Genomic DNA, 15,652 nt, shown 5'->3' on the forward strand with positions numbered 1-15,652 from the left:
GGGCGTGGTCAGACCGCCGCGCCCGGGGCCTCCTTGAGCGGGGCGGTGTCCGCGTCCCGCTCGCCGAGCTGCGCCGTCGGCACCTTGACCGTCTCGCGCGCCGTGAGCCCCGCGATGACCGGCAGCACGCACAGCGCCGCCGTGAACAGGGCCACCGCGCCCCAGTTGTCGCCGCCCGGGCCCGCGATCTGCGCCGCGAACGTCACCGCGAAACCGGAGATGGCGAAGCCGATCTGCGTGCCGATCGCCATGCCCGACAGGCGTACGCGGGTCGGGAACATCTCGCCGTAGAAGGCCGGCCACACGGCGTTGGCCGCGCTGTAGACGACCCCGAACGCCAGGATGCCGAGCACGAACGTCAGCACGTACGAACCCGTGGAGATCGCCCACAGGTAGCCGAACATCAGCAGCGCGCTGCCCGCGGCGCCCGTGATGAAGACGGGGCGGCGTCCGATGCGGTCGGCCAGGCGCGCCCACAGCGGGATCGCGCCGAGCGCCACGAGGTTGGCGAGGGCGCCGACCCACAGCATCGCGGAGCGGTCCATGCCGACCGCGTCGCTCGTCGCGTACGACAGGGCCCACACGGTGAAGATGGTGCTCACGGAGGCGACGAGCGCGCCGCCGATCACGCGCAGCACGTCCACCCAGTGGTCGCGGAAGAGCACCGCGAGCGGCATCTTGGCGACCTCGCCGGACTCGGCCTTGCGGGCGAACTCGGGCGTCTCGTCGAGCGAGCGCCGGATCACGTAGCCGGCGACGGCGACGCCGAGGCTCAGCCAGAACGGGATGCGCCAGCCCCAGGAGAGCAGTTGGTCCTCGGGCAGCGCCGCGATCGGCAGGAAGACGACGGTGGCGAGGAGTTGACCGGCCTGCGTCCCGTTGAGGGTGAAACTCGTGAAGTACGCGCGCCGGTCCTCCGGCGCGTGTTCCAAGGTCATCGAACCGGCGCTCGACTGCTCGCCGGCGGCCGAGATGCCCTGCATGATGCGGCAGAGCACGAGCAGCAACGGCGCGAATCCGCCGATCTGTTCGCGGGTGGGCAGACAGCCGATCAGGAACGTCGACAGGCCCATCAGGACCACCGTGAACACCATGATCTTGCGCCGGCCCAGGCGGTCGCCGATGTGGCCGAGGAAGAACGCGCCGACGGGCCGCGCGGCGTACGCGACGCCGAACGTGGCGAGCGAGAGCAGGGTCGCGTCGGCCGGATCGGACTCGTCGAAGAACACCTTCGGGAAGACCAGCGCGGCGGCGCTGCCGTAGATGAAGAAGTCGTAGTACTCGAGGGCACTGCCGCTCCAGGCGGCGAATGCCGCCTTGCGGGGCTGGCCCTGTGGTGCGCGCGGTGATGCTGCGGGGACGGACACGCGGGCTCCTTGAGGGCTGGGTGGATCAACCCGGCGGACCGGAGTCGGCCGGGTTAATTAACCCACTGGATAGTTAGTACCGGATGGCCAGCGATGTTGCGCCGGTGTTTCCCGCCTGTCAAGAGGTCGCGACGAGGACGTATGTGCCGATCAGCGCTTGTCGCCGCTCGCCGTCAGGTACGCGATCACCATGTCGCCCAGCATCGTGCGGTAGTGCTCGCGGCGGTCCCCGGCCGTCAGATCCCGGCCGAAGAGGGCGCCGAACGTATGCCGGTTGGAGACCCGGAAGAAGCAGAACGAGCTGATCATCGCGTGCAGATCCACCGCGTCCACGTCCGCCGTGAACAGGCCGTCCGCCCGGCCCGCCTCCAGGATCCGGCCGATCACGTCGATCGCGGGCGAGTTGAGCGAGCCGATCGTCCCGGACGCCGTGATGTGCTCGGCGTCATGGATGTTCTCGATGCTCACGAGACGGATGAAGTCCGGGTGCTGCTCGTGGTGGTCGAAGGTCAGCTCGGCCAGCCGGCGGATCGCGGCGACCGGGTCGAGGTCCTCGACGTCCAGGTCCCGCTCCGCGTGCCGGATCACCGCGTAGCTGCGCTCCAGGACGGCCGTGAACAGCTGTTCCTTGCCGCCGAAGTAGTAGTAGATCATCCGCTTCGTGGTGCGGGTGCGGGCCGCGATCTCGTCGACGCGGGCGCCCGTGTACCCGGCGCGGGCGAACTCCTCCGTGGCGACCTTGAGGATCTCGGCCTTGGTGCGGGCCGCGTCGCGGATGCGTCCCTGGCGGGGGGCCGGCTCTTCGACAGTGGTCATCCGGCGATTGTAGGAGCCGCGCCGGGGCCGGTTCGGATCAGTCCCTTCCCAGGAGGGCCCCGGACTTGATATGAGTAACGAACCAGTTCGTACATTAGCTCGCCGCTCGGCCAGGAGGACCCCCGTGCCCCAGGACTCCCAGGACTCTCCGAACTCTCCACAGGACTCGTATCTCGTCGGTCTGATCGGCGAGGGCATCGGCCCCTCGCTCTCCCCGGCCCTGCACGAGCGGGAGGCGGACCGACAGGGCCTGCGGTACCTGTACCGGCGGCTCGACATCGGCGAACTGGGCATCCGGGCCGAGAACGTGGGGGAGCTGCTGCGGGCCGCCCGCACCGTCGGATTCGACGGCCTGAACGTCACGCACCCCTGCAAGCAGCTCGTCATCGAGCACCTCGACGAACTGTCACCGCAGGCCGCGGCGCTCGGCGCGGTCAACACCGTGGTCTTCGAGGGCGGCCGAGCCGTCGGCCACAACACCGACGTCACCGGGTTCGCCGCCTCCTTCGCCCGCGGGCTGCCCGAGGCCCGCATGGAGCGCGTCGTCCAGCTCGGCGCCGGGGGAGCGGGCGCCGCCGTCGCGCACGCGGTGCTCACCCTGGGCGCCGGCCGTGTCGTACTCGTCGACGCGCTGCCCGAGCGGGCCGCCGACCTCGCCGCCTCCCTGAACCGGCACTTCGGGGAGGGCCGCGCGGTGCCCGCCGGCCCGGACACGCTCGCCGCGCAGCTCGCCGAGGCCGACGGCATCGTGCACGCCACCCCCACCGGCATGGCCGCCCACCCCGGCCTCCCGTTCCCCGCCGAGCTGCTGCACCCCGCGCTGTGGGTCGCCGAGGTCGTCTACCGCCCCCTGGACACCGAACTCGTCCGCACCGCCCGCGCCCTCGGCTGCGCCGTCCTCGACGGCGGCGGCATGGCGGTCTTCCAGGCGGTCGACGCGTTCCGCCTGTTCACGGGGCGCGAGCCGGACGCCCCTCGAATGCTCACCCACCTCGCCGAACTGGCGGCCACGGAGGACGCACTGCGAGCGGCCACATCCACCCCCGGCACCGATTGAGCAAATGGAGCCCCGCCTGTGGACGAGAGCCAGCGGGGTACGGGGCAGCGCCCCGATCTTTAACCCCCGCCGCAGCCAGACCCGCCGACCCGCCCCCCTCCGGAAGGAGCCCCGTGCGAACCTCCATCGCCACCGTCTCGCTCAGCGGATCGCTCACCGAGAAGCTCACCGCCGCCGCCCGCGCGGGCTTCGACGGCGTAGAGATCTTCGAGAACGACCTGCTCGCCAGCCCCCTCACCCCCGAGGACGTCCGCGACCGCTGCGCGGACCTCGGCCTGAGCATCGACCTGTACCAGCCGATGCGCGACATGGAGGCCGTGCCGGAGGACGTGTTCGCCCAGAACCTGCGGCGCGCCGAGCACAAGTTCCGGGTCATGGGGCGCCTCGGCGCCGACACCGTCCTCGTGTGCTCCAGCGTCTCGCCGCACTCCGTAGGGGACGACGCGCTCGCCGCCGACCAGCTGCGCCGACTCGCCGATCTGGCCGCCGGCTTCGGGATCCGCGTCGCCTACGAGGCGCTCGCCTGGGGTCGGCACGTCAACACGTACGACCACGCCTGGCGCATCGTCGAGGCCGCCGACCACCCGGCCCTCGGCACCTGCCTCGACAGCTTCCACATCCTCGCCCGCGGCGCCGAGGGCAAGGACCTCGCAGGCATCGAGGACATCCCCGGCGACAAGATCTTCTTCCTGCAGCTCGCCGACGCCCCGCTGCTCGACATGGACGTCCTGCGCTGGAGCCGCCACTACCGCTGCTTCCCCGGCCAGGGCGACCTCGACGTCGCGGGCCTGCTGCGGCACGTGCTGCGGGCCGGATACCGGGGGCCGCTGTCCCTGGAGATCTTCAACGATGTGTTCCGGCAGGCCGAGGCGGGGCCCGCGGCCGTGGACGCGCTGCGCTCGCTGCTCGCCCTTCAGGAGTCCGTGGGTGTGCGGGACGTGGTCGAGCACGGGGAGCTGCCCGCGCCCGTCGTACCGACCGGCGTCGCCTTCACGGAGCTCGTCACCCCCGACGTCGCCCCGGCCGCCGACCTCCTCGCCGCCCTCGGCTTCACCCGCACCGGACGCCACCGCGGAAAGCCGGTCGACCTGTGGGAGCAGGGCGAGGCCCGCGTGCTGCTCAACACCGGGCCCGCCGCCCGCCGCGACGGCACTGTCCTCGCCGCCGTCGGCCTGGAGTCCCCCGACCCGGCCGCCGCCGCCCGCCGCGCCGAGGCCCTGCTCGCCCCGGTCCTGCCGCGCCGCCGCGGCACCGGCGACGTGCTCCTCGACGCGGTCGCCGCGCCCGACGGCACCGAACTCTTCTTCTGCGCCACCGACCGCCCCGAACTCCCCAGCTGGATCCGGGACTTCGAACCCACGGGGGAGCGGCCCGCCGAGACCGACGTCACCGGGATCGACCACCTCCAGCTCACCCAGCCCTGGCACCAGTTCGACGAGGCCGCCCTGTTCCACCGCAGCGTGCTCGGCCTCGAACCCCGGGCGAGCGTCGACGTCGCCGACCCGTACGGACTGCTGCGCAGCCGCGCCGTCGCCACTGCCGACGGCGCCGTCCGCATCGCCCTCGGCGCGGGTCCGGGCCCCGGCGAGGACCAGGACCGCGCCCAGCACATCGCCCTCTCCACCAGCGACGTCGTCGCGGCCGCCCGCCGCTTCCGCGCGGCGGGCGGGGAACTGCTGCCGATGCCGGGCAACTACTACGACGACCTGGCCGCCCGCTTCGAGTTCGCCCCCGGCGAGCTGGAGACCTACCAGGAACTCGGCATCCTCTACGACCGCGACGCCCACGGCACCTTCCGCCACTGCTACACCCGCACGGTCGGCCGGGTCTTCTTTGAACTGGCCCAGCGCGAGGACGGCTACGAGGGGTACGGGGCGCAGAACGCGCCGGTGCGGCTCGCGGCGCAGCACGCTAGCTCTTGAAGCGGGCCGCGATCTCCTCCAGGCGCGCGTGGTGCCGCTCCCAGTCCAGCGGGGGCAGGCTGTCGTTGTCCTGGCGGTAGCCGGCCAGGCCGTCGAGGCCCTCGCGGAGGATGTCGGCCTGGCCCGCGTGGCGCTGCGTGTCCGACAGGACCCGGACGAGGACGTGGTGGAGCGTGACCTGGCCCCGCTCCATCGGCCACCACGGCACCGTGCCGACCGTGTCCAGGGACAGCTCCCTGACCGAGGCGTCGGAGTGCGCCCAGGCGCGCCGGTAGCGCTCGACGATCTCCTCGTGGGACTCGTCGGCGGTCGCGAACATGTCGGCGTTCTCGTCCGCGGCGTCCGTGAGATCCGGCAGCGTCTCGCCGTGCGTCCGGCCGAAGGTGTCGCAGAGGTAGCCGAGCTCTACCCCCGCCAGATGCTTGGGCAGGCCCAGCAGGTTTGTGCCCGTCGGCGTCAGCGGGCGCCGCACGTCGTACTCCGAGAGCCCGTCGAGCTTCCACAGCAGGGCGTCGCGGGCGTCCTGGAGGTACCGCAGGAGATCGTTCTTGTGATCGGTTTCGGTCATGCGCTCACTCTGCTGCCTCGGAAGGGCGGGCAACAGCGTTTTTCGACAGGCAGTTCGGCATCTCATGGGCTTCGATGGACAGGATGGGACACGAGCCGCAAGCCTCCGCACACGATCCGCTGACCGCACTCCTCGACGGCGTGCGGCTGCGGCTGCGCGATCTCAACGACGGTGAGCCCGCCTCGTACATCCCGGAGCTCGGCCGCGTCGACCCGCGCCTGTTCGGCCTCAGCCTGTGCACCCTCGACGGGCAGGTCTACGGGAGCGGGGACAGGGACGTCCGTTTCACCGCGCAGTCCGTGTCGAAGCCCTTCGTGTTCGCGCTCGCACTCGCCGACCACGGACTGGAGAACGTCCTGGCGCGGGTCGGCGCCGAGCCGAGCGGCGAGGCCTTCAACTCGATCCGCCTCGAACCCGGCACGGGGCGGCCGCCGAACCCGATGGTCAACGCCGGTGCCATCGTGACCAGTTCGCTCGTCTCGGGCGACACCCCGAAGGCCCGCTTCGACCGCATCCTGGACGGGCTCAGCGCCTTCGCGGGCCGGCCCCTGACCATCGACGAGGCCGTGTACGCCTCCGAGTGCGCGACCGGCGACCGCAACCGCGCCCTCGCCTACCTGATGCACAACGCGGGCTCGCTCACCGGAGACGTCGAGGCGGAGCTCGCCGTCTACTTCCGCCAGTGCTCCGTCCTCGTCACCTGCGACGACCTCGCCGTCATGCACGCGACCCTCGCGGGCGGCGGCATCAACCCGGTCACCGGCGAACGCGTCGTCGCGAGCCGGCACGCCCAGCACGTCCTCGCCGTCATGGCCACCTGTGGCATGTACGACGCGTCGGGGCAGTGGATGCTGCGTGTCGGCATGCCCGCCAAGAGCGGCGTGTCCGGCGGGATCGGGGTCGCGCTGCCGAGCCAGTTCGGGATCGGCGTGTTCAGCCCGCCGCTGGAGGAGAAGGGCAACAGCGTGCGCGGCATCGCCGCCTGCCACCTGATCTCCGACCAGTTCGGTCTGCACCTGATGCGGGCCACGGCCCCGGAGCGCCGGCCGCTGCCGCCCCGCTCCCTGCACCCCACACCGCTGCGCTCCCTGCGGCACCGCACCCGCGCCCAGCGGGCCGCGCTCGACGCCCGCGCGGAGCGCATCCGCGTCCACGTCCTCCAGGGCGACCTCGACTTCGCCACCGCCGAGCAGACCCTGCGCGCCGCCCTCGACCTCCCGGACGCCGTCGGCTGGTTCGTGCTCGACCTCACCCGCGTCGGTCGCATCGAACCGGTCGCCGCCGACCTGCTGCGCGGCCTCGCCGAGGAACTGCGCGCCCGCGACCTGCGGATGGTTCTCGCCGACCCGGACGAGCGGCAGGCGATGACCCGCACCACGGACGAGTTCCCCGACCTCGGCCGGGCCCTGGAAGCCTGCGAGGACGAACTGCTCACCGGCATCGGACTCGACCCCGACATCCCGGTGCCGCTCGCGGACTGCGACCTGTTCGGCGCGGCCGACACCGGGCTTCGCGCCGCCCTCGCCGAGGCCTTCGACACCCTCGACCTGAAGGCGGGCGAGTCCGTCGCACCGCCGCAGGCAGTGCCGCTCGACCGAATCGTCCTCTGGTACGTCGAGTCCGGCCGCCTCGCCGTGTGCGCCGACACCGCTGACACGGTGACGACGCGGCGCACCTGGTCGGCCGGCCCCGGCGCGGCCCTCACCCCCGCCGACTTCCCGCCCGGCCGCACCCGCAAGGTCCTCGCCGAACGCGACACCCGCTGCCGCACCCTCACCGCCGCGGGCTTCCGGCGGCTGCGCGAGCGCGAACCCGACGCGGTGGCGTTCCTGGAGCGGGCGCCGCTCGAGGGCGCGGAGACGGTGGACCGCGGAGACGTCACCTGACCCATAATGGGCCGCATGACCGACGCGGAGTCCGGGCCCAACTCGACGCTGTCGCAACGGAGTTCGGTGGTGATCGTCGGCGCGGGGCCCGCCGGACTCACCGTCGGGAACATCCTGCGGGCCGCCGGTGTCGACTGCGTGGTCCTGGAGTGCGAGACCCGTACGTTCATCGAGCGGCGGCCACGGGCCGGTGTCATCGAGGAGTGGGCGGTCCGCGCCCTCGACCGGCGCGGCCTCGCCACACGGCTGCTGGGGCACGCGGAGCGGCACACGGCCTGCGAGTTCCGATTCGCCGGTGAGCGGCACCCCTTCGAGTACACCGAGCTGACCGGACACCACCACTTCGTCTACCCCCAACCGCTCCTCGTGACCGACCTGGTGCGCGAGTACGCCGACGTGCGCGGCGGCGACATCCGCTTCGGCGTCCGCGACATCCGCCTCCACGACCTGGCGGGCGGGCACCCCTCCGTCTCGTACACCTGCGGTGACACCGGCCAACGGCGGGTGCTGCACTGCGAGTTCGTCGCCGGGTGCGACGGTGCCCGCGGGGTGACGCGCGAGGCGATCCCCGCGGGGCGGGTCCGTGTCGCGCGGCACGACTACGGCATCGGCTGGCTGGCGCTGCTCGCCCAGGCGCCGCCGTCGGCGGACCGTGTCCTGTTCGGCATGCACGCGGAGGGCTTCGCCGGTCAGATGCCGCGCAGCCCCGATGTCACCCGCTACTACCTGCAGTGCCCGCCCGGCGAAGACCCGGACGGCTGGTCGCACGAACGGGTGTGGGCGCAGCTGCGCGGGCGTCTCGCCGCCGAAGGCGCAAAGCCTCTGGCAGAGGGCGAGTTGATCGAGAAACGCGTCCTCGACATGCACGACTACGTCACCGAACCCATGACGTACGGGCGGCTCTTCCTGGCCGGGGACGCCGCCCACCTCGTCGCCCCCATCGCGGCCAAGGGGCTCAACCTCGCCCTGCACGACGCGTTCCTCCTCGCGGACGCGATCGTGGCGCACGCGTCGGGCGACAGTCGTGGCCTCGACAGATACGGCGAGGCATGCCTGCGGCGGGTCTGGGACTACCAGGAGTTCTCGCAGTGGCTGTCGGAGGTCTACCACGGCGCGTCGTTCGGCGACCCGTTCCGCACCGGCACGACGCTCGCCAGGCTGCGGCGCCTGTTCACGTCGCGGGCGGCGGCGACGGCGTTCGCGGAGCAGTACCTGGGATCGGCGCCGGGGTACTGACCAGGGCACGGAGGTACGGGCGTCGCCCATGGACGACGCCCGTACCGCGCGGAGCGCTCAGCCGGCCCGCAGCGCGCCGTCGAGGAGCGGCAGCAGCCGGTCCCAGTGGCGCTTGAGAGCCTCCGCGGAGAAGGCGGAGGTGTCGGCCATGGTGAAGCCGTGGACGGTGCCGGGGTACAGCTCGATGGAGTGCTCGACCCCGGCGGCCTCGAAGGACTTGTTGAGCTCGGCGACGGCCTCCGGGGCGAGGTCGCCCTCGGCGAGGCCCAGGTGTACGCGGGCGGCGACCTTGTCGGCCGAGAGGTGCGCGCTGTCGGGGGCGTCCGTGACGAGCATGCCGGGGTGGAACCCGGCGACGGCGCCGACCTTGTCGGGGTGGGCCGCGGCGGTGCGCAGCGCGAGGGCGGCGCCCATGCAGTAGCCCGTCGTCCCGATGGGGCCTTCGGCGACCTCGGGCTGGGCCGTGAGGAAGTCGACGTAGGCCTCGGCGTCGCGCAGGACGCGCTCGGCGGAGTGCTCCTGGAGCAGCGGCATCAGCTTGCCGAAGATCTCCGGCCGGTTCTCCTCGCCGATGTGCTCGGGAAGCTCGACGACGGGCGAGGCCCCGTGCCGGTAGTAGACGTTGGGCACGAGCACGTAGTAGCCGTGCCCGGCCAGCTCGCGGGCCAGCTCCTCGATCACGGGCCGCACACCGAAGGCGTCCATGTAGAGCAGGACGCCCGGGTGCCGCGCGCCGTCGTCGGGGAAGGCGACGAAGGCGTCGGCCCGGCCGTCGGCGGTGGGAATCTGCACTGTCTTGCTGCTGGCGATGGCGGATCATCCTCCCTGGAACAACTGATATCTGTGCACAGTACAGTTGCCCGCCGCCGCGGCTCGCCGGGCGGGGTGCCCGGGCCGGATGCTCAGTGGCTGTGCCGCTTGCTCGCCCAGAAGACGGCGCGAGCCGCCCTTATCCGCTCGGCCTGCCGGCCGGGGTCGAGGGCGGACTTGAGGGCGGTGCGCAGGACCTCGGGGTCGACGAGCTTGCCGCTGCCGTCCGGCGGGGTCCGCCACAGGAACGAGTGGTGGCGCACACCCGTGATGCCGTCGGCGTCGGGGGAGGGCATCGACAGGTCCTCGCCCGCCGTGAGCATCCGGACGTCCTCCGTCTCGGGCCAGGCCGAAGCGCCCGCGTCGGGACGCGTGAGGATGTAGAACACCGGGCGCGGCTTCGCGTGCTCCTCGAGCACCGGCACGGCGTCCGCCTCCTCACCCAGCTCCCACAGCACCGTCAGACCGAGCGGCTGCTGTACGCGCAGGGCGTCCCAGCCGTGGCCCGCCGGGAGCCTCGCCAGAAACGGCGACTGCTCCCATGCGGCATATGCCTCGCTCGGCTTTCGGTGACAGGAGGCCAACCACTGCGCTCCGTCCATTGGGTGACCATACGTCAACTGCCCCGTCTGGTCAGCGTATTCATCAATCCGGAGAACTCGCTCCGTGAAGATCTGGCCATGGCTCGCGCGCCGCGGCTGGACCGCGCTGCTGGCACATGCCAGAACGCGGGGGTGGGAACGGCGCGCGGGACTCCACGTCAAGTGTGCCGGTTTGTGTGGATAATTCCGCCATGCCGGAAACTCTCGAAACAGTGGACGAGCCCGTCCCCGAACGCCACGCCTCTTGGCTGGAACTGTTCTTCGACCTGATCGTCGTCGCGGGGGTGGGGCAGCTGGCCCATCTGCTGCACACCGGGCCGACCTGGGCGGAACTCGGCGAGTACGGACTGCTGTTCCTGGCGTTCTGGTTCACGTGGGTGATGTTCACGATGTACGGGAACGTGGCCCAGGACCGGGCGCGCATCCTCGTCGTCATCGTCGCCATGTTCGGGATGGCCGTGATGGCCGCCGCCGTGCCGGGGGTGCGCGAGTCGGACGAGAAGGCGTTCGCGTTCGCCCTCGCCTACGTGGTGGTGCGCCTCATCGCCTCCCGCGCGGCGAACCGGCCGGGGAAGGTCGTCGCCGATCTGCCGATCCTCCAGCTCGGCGCGGGCCTCGTGCCGTGGATCGTGTCGCTGTGGGTCGGCGGGGACGCCCGGCTGTGGCTGTGGGCGCTGGGCCTCGCCATCGACGTGTTCGTGATGGTGCGGGTGTCGCGGGGCGTGATGCAGGACGCGGTCGACGAGCGCTGGGCCCAGGGCAAGGAGCGCGTGCGGCGGCGCCTCGAACAGGAGGAACGCAGGGGTTCCTCGGGGCGTCCCGCGCGCGGGATCGGCGAGCGCGGCCGCCGGGCCCTGATGAAGCCCGAGCTGGTGACCGCGGACCTCACCCATCTCTCGGAGCGCCTCGGCCTGTTCGTGCTGATCGTCCTCGGCGAGGGGCTCGTCCAGTCCGTCGACGCCGCCGGGGAGGCGGAGTGGAACGGGTCGGTGCGGATCGTCGCCGTCGGCGCCTTCGCCATCCTGGTCCTCGTCTGGGCGCTGGCACTGCTCGGTGGCGCGCACGGGCTGCCGCTGCTGGCCCCGGAGGCGCTCGCCGTGCATCTGGTGCTGCCGCTGCACTGTCTGTTCGCGGGGGCCGTGGCGGCGCTCGCGGCCGTGCTCGGCAGGTCGGTGGCCGACGCGGACGGCGCCCTGCCCGGCCCGGCGCGGATGCTGCTCGGCGTCGTCGTCGCGCTGATCCTGCTCACCGCGGCGGTGTGCGGCCTGGCCTCCGGCCGAGGATGGCGGTGGACGGCCGGTGCGGTGGCACCGGCCCTCGTGGTGGCGGGCCTGCTGATCGTGGGCCAGGGCCCGTCGGTGTCCGAGGGCCTCGGCACCGGGCAGGCGGTCGTGCTCGCGGTGGTCGCGGTCGGCTGGCCGGTCGTGTGGCGGGCCAGGGGCGGCGGCGCGGTGCCTGCCACGACCGGCTGACTCGGGTCCGGTCGTGGCGGGCGCGGCAGCGCCGGACGCGCTCAGGCCGGGGACAGCAGCCAGGCGGCCGTGTCCCGTGGCAGTGCGCCCGCCGCGAGCGGGCCGCTGGCGAGGAGGGGCGGGCCGGTGAGGCCGAGGACGGAGAGCGGGAGCGGGTCCTCGGCCAGGTTCACCACGCACACCAGGTTCCCGCGGCGGAACGCGAGATGGGGTGATCCGGGCGCGGAGAGCCACTGCGGGGGCGCCGTGGGGTCGGGCGCCGGGTGGATGCGGCGCAGCCGCAGCGCCCGCCGGTACAGGGCGAGCGTCGAGGCGGGATCCGCCTGCTGCGCGGACACCGTGAACGGCGCCCAGTCGTCGGGCTGGGGCAGCCACGTCGCCTCGGGTGCCGCGCCGCTGAACCCGTACGGCGCCGCCGTGCCTGACCAGGGAAGCGGGACGCGCGCGCCGTCGCGGCCCCGTTCGGTGCGGCCGGAGCGTTCCCACAGCGGGTCGAGGATCCGGTCGTCCGGCACGAACGCCTGCGGAAGGCCCAGCTCCTCGCCCTGGTAGAGGTACGCGGAGCCGGGCAGCGCCAGCATCAGGAGGGCGGCCGCCCGGGCGCGGGCCGGGGAGCCGAGCCGGGTGGCCGGCCGGGGCGCGTCATGGCTGGAGAGCAGCCAGGTGACCGCGGAGCCGGGCACCGCGAACGAACCGTCGATGACCTCGCGCAGTTCCTTCGGGTCCCAAGAGGCCTCCAGGAAGGCGAAGTTGAAGGCCTGGTGCATTTCGTCGGGGCGGATGTAGCGGGCGAGCCGGGCCGGTTCGAAGACCGCCGCCTCCGCGACCATCACCCGGTCCTCGGGGGCGACCGCGCCCGGCGGCGCGGGGTGCGTGTCGAGCAGGGCGCGCCACTCGCGGTAGAGCGGGTGCAGCTCCTCCTGGTCGTAATAGGGCATGAGGTGGTTGCGCAGCGGGGCGGCGTGCTGCCCCGGGCCCGCGTCGGGGAGGCCTTCCGCCTTGAACAGGGCGTGCGCCACGTCCACGCGGAAGCCGTCGACGCCCCGGTCGAGCCAGTGACGCAGCACATCGGTGAAGGCGTCGCGCACCTTCCGGTTGCGCCAGTCGAGGTCCGGCTGCTCGGCGGCATGGAGGTGGCAGTACCACTCACCGTCCGCGACCCGCGTCCAGGCGGGACCGCCGAACGCCGACCGCCAGTCGTTGGGCGGCAGTTCACCGTCCGCGCCCCGGCCGCCCCTGAACAGATACATCTCCCGCTCGGCCGAACCGGGCCCGGCCGCCAACGCCTCCAGGAACCAGGGGTGCCGGTCGGAGGTGTGGTTCGGGACGAGGTCGACGATGAACTTCAGGCCCAGTTCGTGGGCCCGGGCGGTCAGTTCGTCGACATCCGCCGTGGTCCCCAGGTCCGGGGCGACTCCGGTGTAGTCGGCGATGTCGTAGCCGCCGTCGGCCAGCGGCGACGGATAGAACGGCGTGCACCACACCGCGTCCGCGCCCAGATCCTTGATGTGTTCGAGGCGCTCGGTCAGCCCCGGCAGATCCCCGATACCGTCGCCGTTCGAGTCGGCGAAGGCCCGCGGGTACACCTCGTAGCAGACCATGTCCTGCCACCAGCTCATGCGAAGGACCCTTCCGAAGCCCACCGGGAGGCGGGGATGACCGGCTGTTCACGGCCCGTCGCGGCGGCGACCGTGGCCGCCTCTGCGACGGCCACCGCGCCGAAACCGCTGAGGGCGTCCGCGGCCGGCGGGCTGCCCTCACGCACCGCCCGTACGAGGTCGGCCAGTGCGGCGCGCACGCTCTGCGCGTACACGTACGGCTTGCGGGCCTCGCCGCCGAGGTCGATGACGGCGTGCACGTGGTGCGGGGCGGTGCGCTCCTCGCCGCGCCCGCGGGCGGGTGCGGAAGGTGCCGCGGCGCGTTCGACGTGGACCGTGAGCCGCTCCTCGCCGTGCGGCACGAAACCGTCGACGGAGAGCAACGGGCCGAGCTGGAGCGGCAGTTGCTCCCAGTGGTGGGCGACCGCCTCGTCGGTCCACGCCGAGATCTCCGCGTACGTGGGGATCCAGCCGGTGATCCGTGTCTCCTCGAACCCGTGGTCCAGGCGCATGAGTTGACGCTCCGCGCGGTGTGCGTGGGTGAAGGAGTGCAGGTGCGAGGCGAGGACGCCGCCGGGGTGCACGACGTCCGCGCTCACCATGTCGACCGGCCGGCCGGGCCGCGCCACCGCCGTGGCCCGCACGCTCACCGGGTCCGAGCCGAGCAGTTCCCGCGCCGCGTCGAAGAAGTGCACGCCGTGCTCGACGAAGATGCCACCGGAGTGCGCCGGGTCCCAGAACCAGTGGTCGGGGCCGAGGTCCTCGTCGGCGGCGTCGTTCTCGAACAGGAACCGGCGCACCGGCGAGAGCAGACCCCGGTCCGTCAGCCGCCGCACCGCCCGCAGCAGCGGGTTGTAGCGCAGCACGTGGTCCACGACCAGGACGCGGTCGGCGCGGCGCGCCTCGTCGGCCACGGACGCCGCGTCCTCGGTCGTGGTGGCGAGGGGCTTCTCGCAGAAGACATGGCGCCCCGCACGCAGCGCCCTGGTGGCCATCGCGGCGTGGGTGGCGGGCGGCGTCGCGATCAGCACGGCCGCCACGTCGTCCCGCTCCAGGAGCTCGTCCAGCGAGCCCAGCGCCGGGACGCCGTGCCGCCCGGCGAGCGCGGCAGCACGCTCGCGGGAAGGATCGGCGACCGCCGCCAGGCGCAGGCCCGGCAGCCCGGCGACCGCGTCCAGGACGAACCCGGCGAAGCCGCCGCAGCCCACGAGGCCGATACCGAGCGGGGCGCCCCCGGTCATGCGGTGCGCTCCAGGAGGGCCACGCCGATGTGCGCGTCGGCCATGCCGTAGAAGACGTACAGTTCGCCGTCGATCTCCTCGATCGCCGTCGGGAAGACGACGTTCGGAACCGTGCCGGAGATCTCCTCCTCGGTCTCCGGCGCCATCAGCGGGGAGTCCGAGCGGGCGAGGATCCTCGAGGGGTCGGCCGGGTCGAGGATCATCGCACCCGCCGCGTAGGACACCTTCTGGTTCTGCGCCCACGGGTCCTCGATGGAGCCGGAGACGCCGTGGTGGATGAGCAGCCAGCCCTCGGGCACCCGGATCGGGGCCGGGCCGCCGCCGATCTTCAGGGACTCCCACGCGTACTCGGACAGCGCGACCAGCGTGTGCTGGCGCGGGCGGACGAGGGCGCGGATGTCGGCCTCGACCTCCTTCACCGGCACGTAGCTGATCCAGATGCCGGGCCGCTCGTCGGTGACACCGGCCGGCAGGTGCACGCCCTCGCCCTCGCGGAACCAGCCGAGGTCCCACATCGGGCGGTGCAGCATCGCGTACGACAGTTCGCCGTCGGGGGCCGGGACCGGCTCCGGGAAGTGGACGACGTCCTTGTTCGGGAAGAGGTTGAGGTCGGTGTCCAGATCGGCCTGGTACGCGAACTGGATCGGGCCGAGGCGCGTCCAGTCGGTGAGGTTCTCGGAGACGGCGAGCGCGGGCTTCGGGCCGAGCGGGCCGTAGGCGACGTAGGACATGACGTGCTTGCCGAGCGAGGGGACCCAGGTGATGCGGGGGTCCTCGACGCCCGCGTTGTTCTTGCCGCGCTCCCAGCCCTCGTCGGGGGCCAGGACGACGCCCCTGCGCTCGACGCCGCTGGGGACGCCCGCCTCGTCGAAGGTGACCTCGGCGAGGCCGACGCGGGAGACGTTGCCCTCCGCGACGAGACGTGGCAGGAGGTGCAGCGTGCCGTCGGGGGTGCGGCCCGCGGCCGGGTTCAGGACGCCCTCGACCTCGTTCGCCTCTCCGGCCAGCGGGGACATGACGACGCCCTTGCGGACCATGCGGTACGGGATGGTGGCGGTGTCGTTGGTGGTGCTCATG

At 72.7% G+C, this 15,652-nt stretch carries 13 protein-coding genes; 5 read left to right on the plus strand and 8 right to left on the minus strand.

The annotated features are described in order from the left end of the window. Positions 1–8: 8 nt before the first annotated feature. Together ACFV9W_RS10670 and ACFV9W_RS10675 are read right to left on the minus strand one after the other, a co-directional pair. Positions 9–1,367 carry an MFS transporter gene (locus ACFV9W_RS10670; RefSeq protein WP_385757761.1) on the minus strand — a complete coding sequence of 453 codons (1,359 nt, stop codon included), beginning with the start codon at positions 1,365–1,367 and terminating at the stop codon, positions 9–11. Between the two features lie 150 nt (positions 1,368–1,517). After that, on the minus strand, positions 1,518–2,183 hold the full coding sequence (locus ACFV9W_RS10675) for a TetR/AcrR family transcriptional regulator (protein WP_385757764.1): 666 nt from the start codon (positions 2,181–2,183) through the stop codon (positions 1,518–1,520). A 124-nt stretch (positions 2,184–2,307) separates the two neighbouring features. On the opposite strand from ACFV9W_RS10675, the gene ACFV9W_RS10680 reads away from it, so the two are divergent. Further along, on the plus strand, positions 2,308–3,240 hold the full coding sequence (locus ACFV9W_RS10680; protein WP_385757766.1) for a shikimate dehydrogenase: 933 nt from the start codon (positions 2,308–2,310) through the stop codon (positions 3,238–3,240). Positions 3,241–3,353: 113 nt separating this feature from the next. Continuing rightward, entirely contained in the window at positions 3,354–5,162 is a 1,809-nt protein-coding gene (locus tag ACFV9W_RS10685; protein WP_385757769.1) for a TIM barrel protein, read from the plus strand. Here ACFV9W_RS10685 and ACFV9W_RS10690 read toward each other — a convergent pair. Further along, entirely contained in the window at positions 5,152–5,730 is a 579-nt protein-coding gene (locus tag ACFV9W_RS10690; RefSeq protein WP_385757772.1) for a DinB family protein, read from the minus strand. The two genes, ACFV9W_RS10685 and ACFV9W_RS10690, sit on opposite strands and share 11 nt — an antisense overlap. 74 nt (positions 5,731–5,804) lie before the next feature. On the opposite strand from ACFV9W_RS10690, the gene glsA reads away from it, so the two are divergent. Then, the gene (gene glsA, locus ACFV9W_RS10695) at positions 5,805–7,616 is read left to right on the plus strand and encodes a glutaminase A (protein ID WP_385757775.1); all 1,812 of its coding nucleotides are present in this window, start codon (positions 5,805–5,807) and stop codon (positions 7,614–7,616) included. 15 nt (positions 7,617–7,631) lie between these two features. Continuing rightward, positions 7,632–8,852: a 4-hydroxybenzoate 3-monooxygenase gene (locus ACFV9W_RS10700; protein WP_385757778.1), complete on the plus strand. Its 1,221-nt coding sequence runs from the start codon at positions 7,632–7,634 to the stop codon at positions 8,850–8,852. A gap of 57 nt (positions 8,853–8,909) precedes the next feature. Here ACFV9W_RS10700 and ACFV9W_RS10705 read toward each other — a convergent pair whose 3' ends face one another. After that, positions 8,910–9,644: a dienelactone hydrolase family protein gene (locus tag ACFV9W_RS10705; protein ID WP_385757781.1), complete on the minus strand. Its 735-nt coding sequence runs from the start codon at positions 9,642–9,644 to the stop codon at positions 8,910–8,912. Between the two features lie 110 nt (positions 9,645–9,754). Next, positions 9,755–10,264: a hypothetical protein gene (locus ACFV9W_RS10710; RefSeq protein ID WP_385757784.1), complete on the minus strand. Its 510-nt coding sequence runs from the start codon at positions 10,262–10,264 to the stop codon at positions 9,755–9,757. A 191-nt stretch (positions 10,265–10,455) separates the two neighbouring features. Between ACFV9W_RS10710 and ACFV9W_RS10715 the strand changes: the two genes are divergently transcribed. Continuing rightward, positions 10,456–11,736 (plus strand): low temperature requirement protein A, encoded by a 1,281-nt coding sequence (locus ACFV9W_RS10715; protein WP_385757787.1) that lies wholly within the window; start codon positions 10,456–10,458, stop codon positions 11,734–11,736. Positions 11,737–11,777: 41 nt separating this feature from the next. On the opposite strand, the gene ACFV9W_RS10720 is transcribed toward ACFV9W_RS10715, so the two are convergent. From ACFV9W_RS10720 to ACFV9W_RS10730, 3 genes are read right to left on the minus strand one after another with little or no spacing between them, the layout of a single operon-like run. Further along, positions 11,778–13,355, minus strand: coding sequence for a glycoside hydrolase family 13 protein (locus ACFV9W_RS10720; RefSeq protein WP_385757790.1), 1,578 nt, complete (start codon positions 13,353–13,355; stop codon positions 11,778–11,780). Beyond that, the gene (locus tag ACFV9W_RS10725; protein ID WP_385757793.1) at positions 13,352–14,575 is read right to left on the minus strand and encodes a Gfo/Idh/MocA family protein; all 1,224 of its coding nucleotides are present in this window, start codon (positions 14,573–14,575) and stop codon (positions 13,352–13,354) included. The genes ACFV9W_RS10720 and ACFV9W_RS10725 overlap by 4 nt, the downstream gene beginning before the upstream one ends. Beyond that, complete coding sequence (locus tag ACFV9W_RS10730) at positions 14,572–15,651, minus strand: glycosidase (RefSeq protein ID WP_385757796.1); 1,080 nt, start codon at positions 15,649–15,651, stop codon at positions 14,572–14,574. The genes ACFV9W_RS10725 and ACFV9W_RS10730 overlap by 4 nt, the downstream gene beginning before the upstream one ends. Between the last annotated feature and the right edge of the window lies 1 nt (position 15,652).

The organism is Streptomyces sp. NPDC059897 (genome assembly GCF_042730865.1).
GTDB lineage: Bacteria > Actinomycetota > Actinomycetes > Streptomycetales > Streptomycetaceae > Streptomyces.

Excerpts from the sequence above, each read along its gene's own strand:
- ACFV9W_RS10715 (WP_385757787.1), top strand. The coding sequence starts at position 10,456 with ATGCCGGAAACTCTCGAAACAGTGGACGAGCCCGTCCCCGAACGCCAC.
- ACFV9W_RS10675 (WP_385757764.1), bottom strand. The coding sequence starts at position 2,183 with ATGACCACTGTCGAAGAGCCGGCCCCCCGCCAGGGACGCATCCGCGAC.
- glsA (WP_385757775.1), top strand. The coding sequence starts at position 5,805 with ATGGACAGGATGGGACACGAGCCGCAAGCCTCCGCACACGATCCGCTG.
- ACFV9W_RS10690 (WP_385757772.1), bottom strand. The coding sequence starts at position 5,730 with ATGACCGAAACCGATCACAAGAACGATCTCCTGCGGTACCTCCAGGAC.
- ACFV9W_RS10730 (WP_385757796.1), bottom strand. The coding sequence starts at position 15,651 with ATGAGCACCACCAACGACACCGCCACCATCCCGTACCGCATGGTCCGC.
- ACFV9W_RS10725 (WP_385757793.1), bottom strand. The coding sequence starts at position 14,575 with ATGACCGGGGGCGCCCCGCTCGGTATCGGCCTCGTGGGCTGCGGCGGC.
- ACFV9W_RS10700 (WP_385757778.1), top strand. The coding sequence starts at position 7,632 with ATGACCGACGCGGAGTCCGGGCCCAACTCGACGCTGTCGCAACGGAGT.
- ACFV9W_RS10710 (WP_385757784.1), bottom strand. The coding sequence starts at position 10,264 with ATGGACGGAGCGCAGTGGTTGGCCTCCTGTCACCGAAAGCCGAGCGAG.
- ACFV9W_RS10720 (WP_385757790.1), bottom strand. The coding sequence starts at position 13,355 with ATGAGCTGGTGGCAGGACATGGTCTGCTACGAGGTGTACCCGCGGGCC.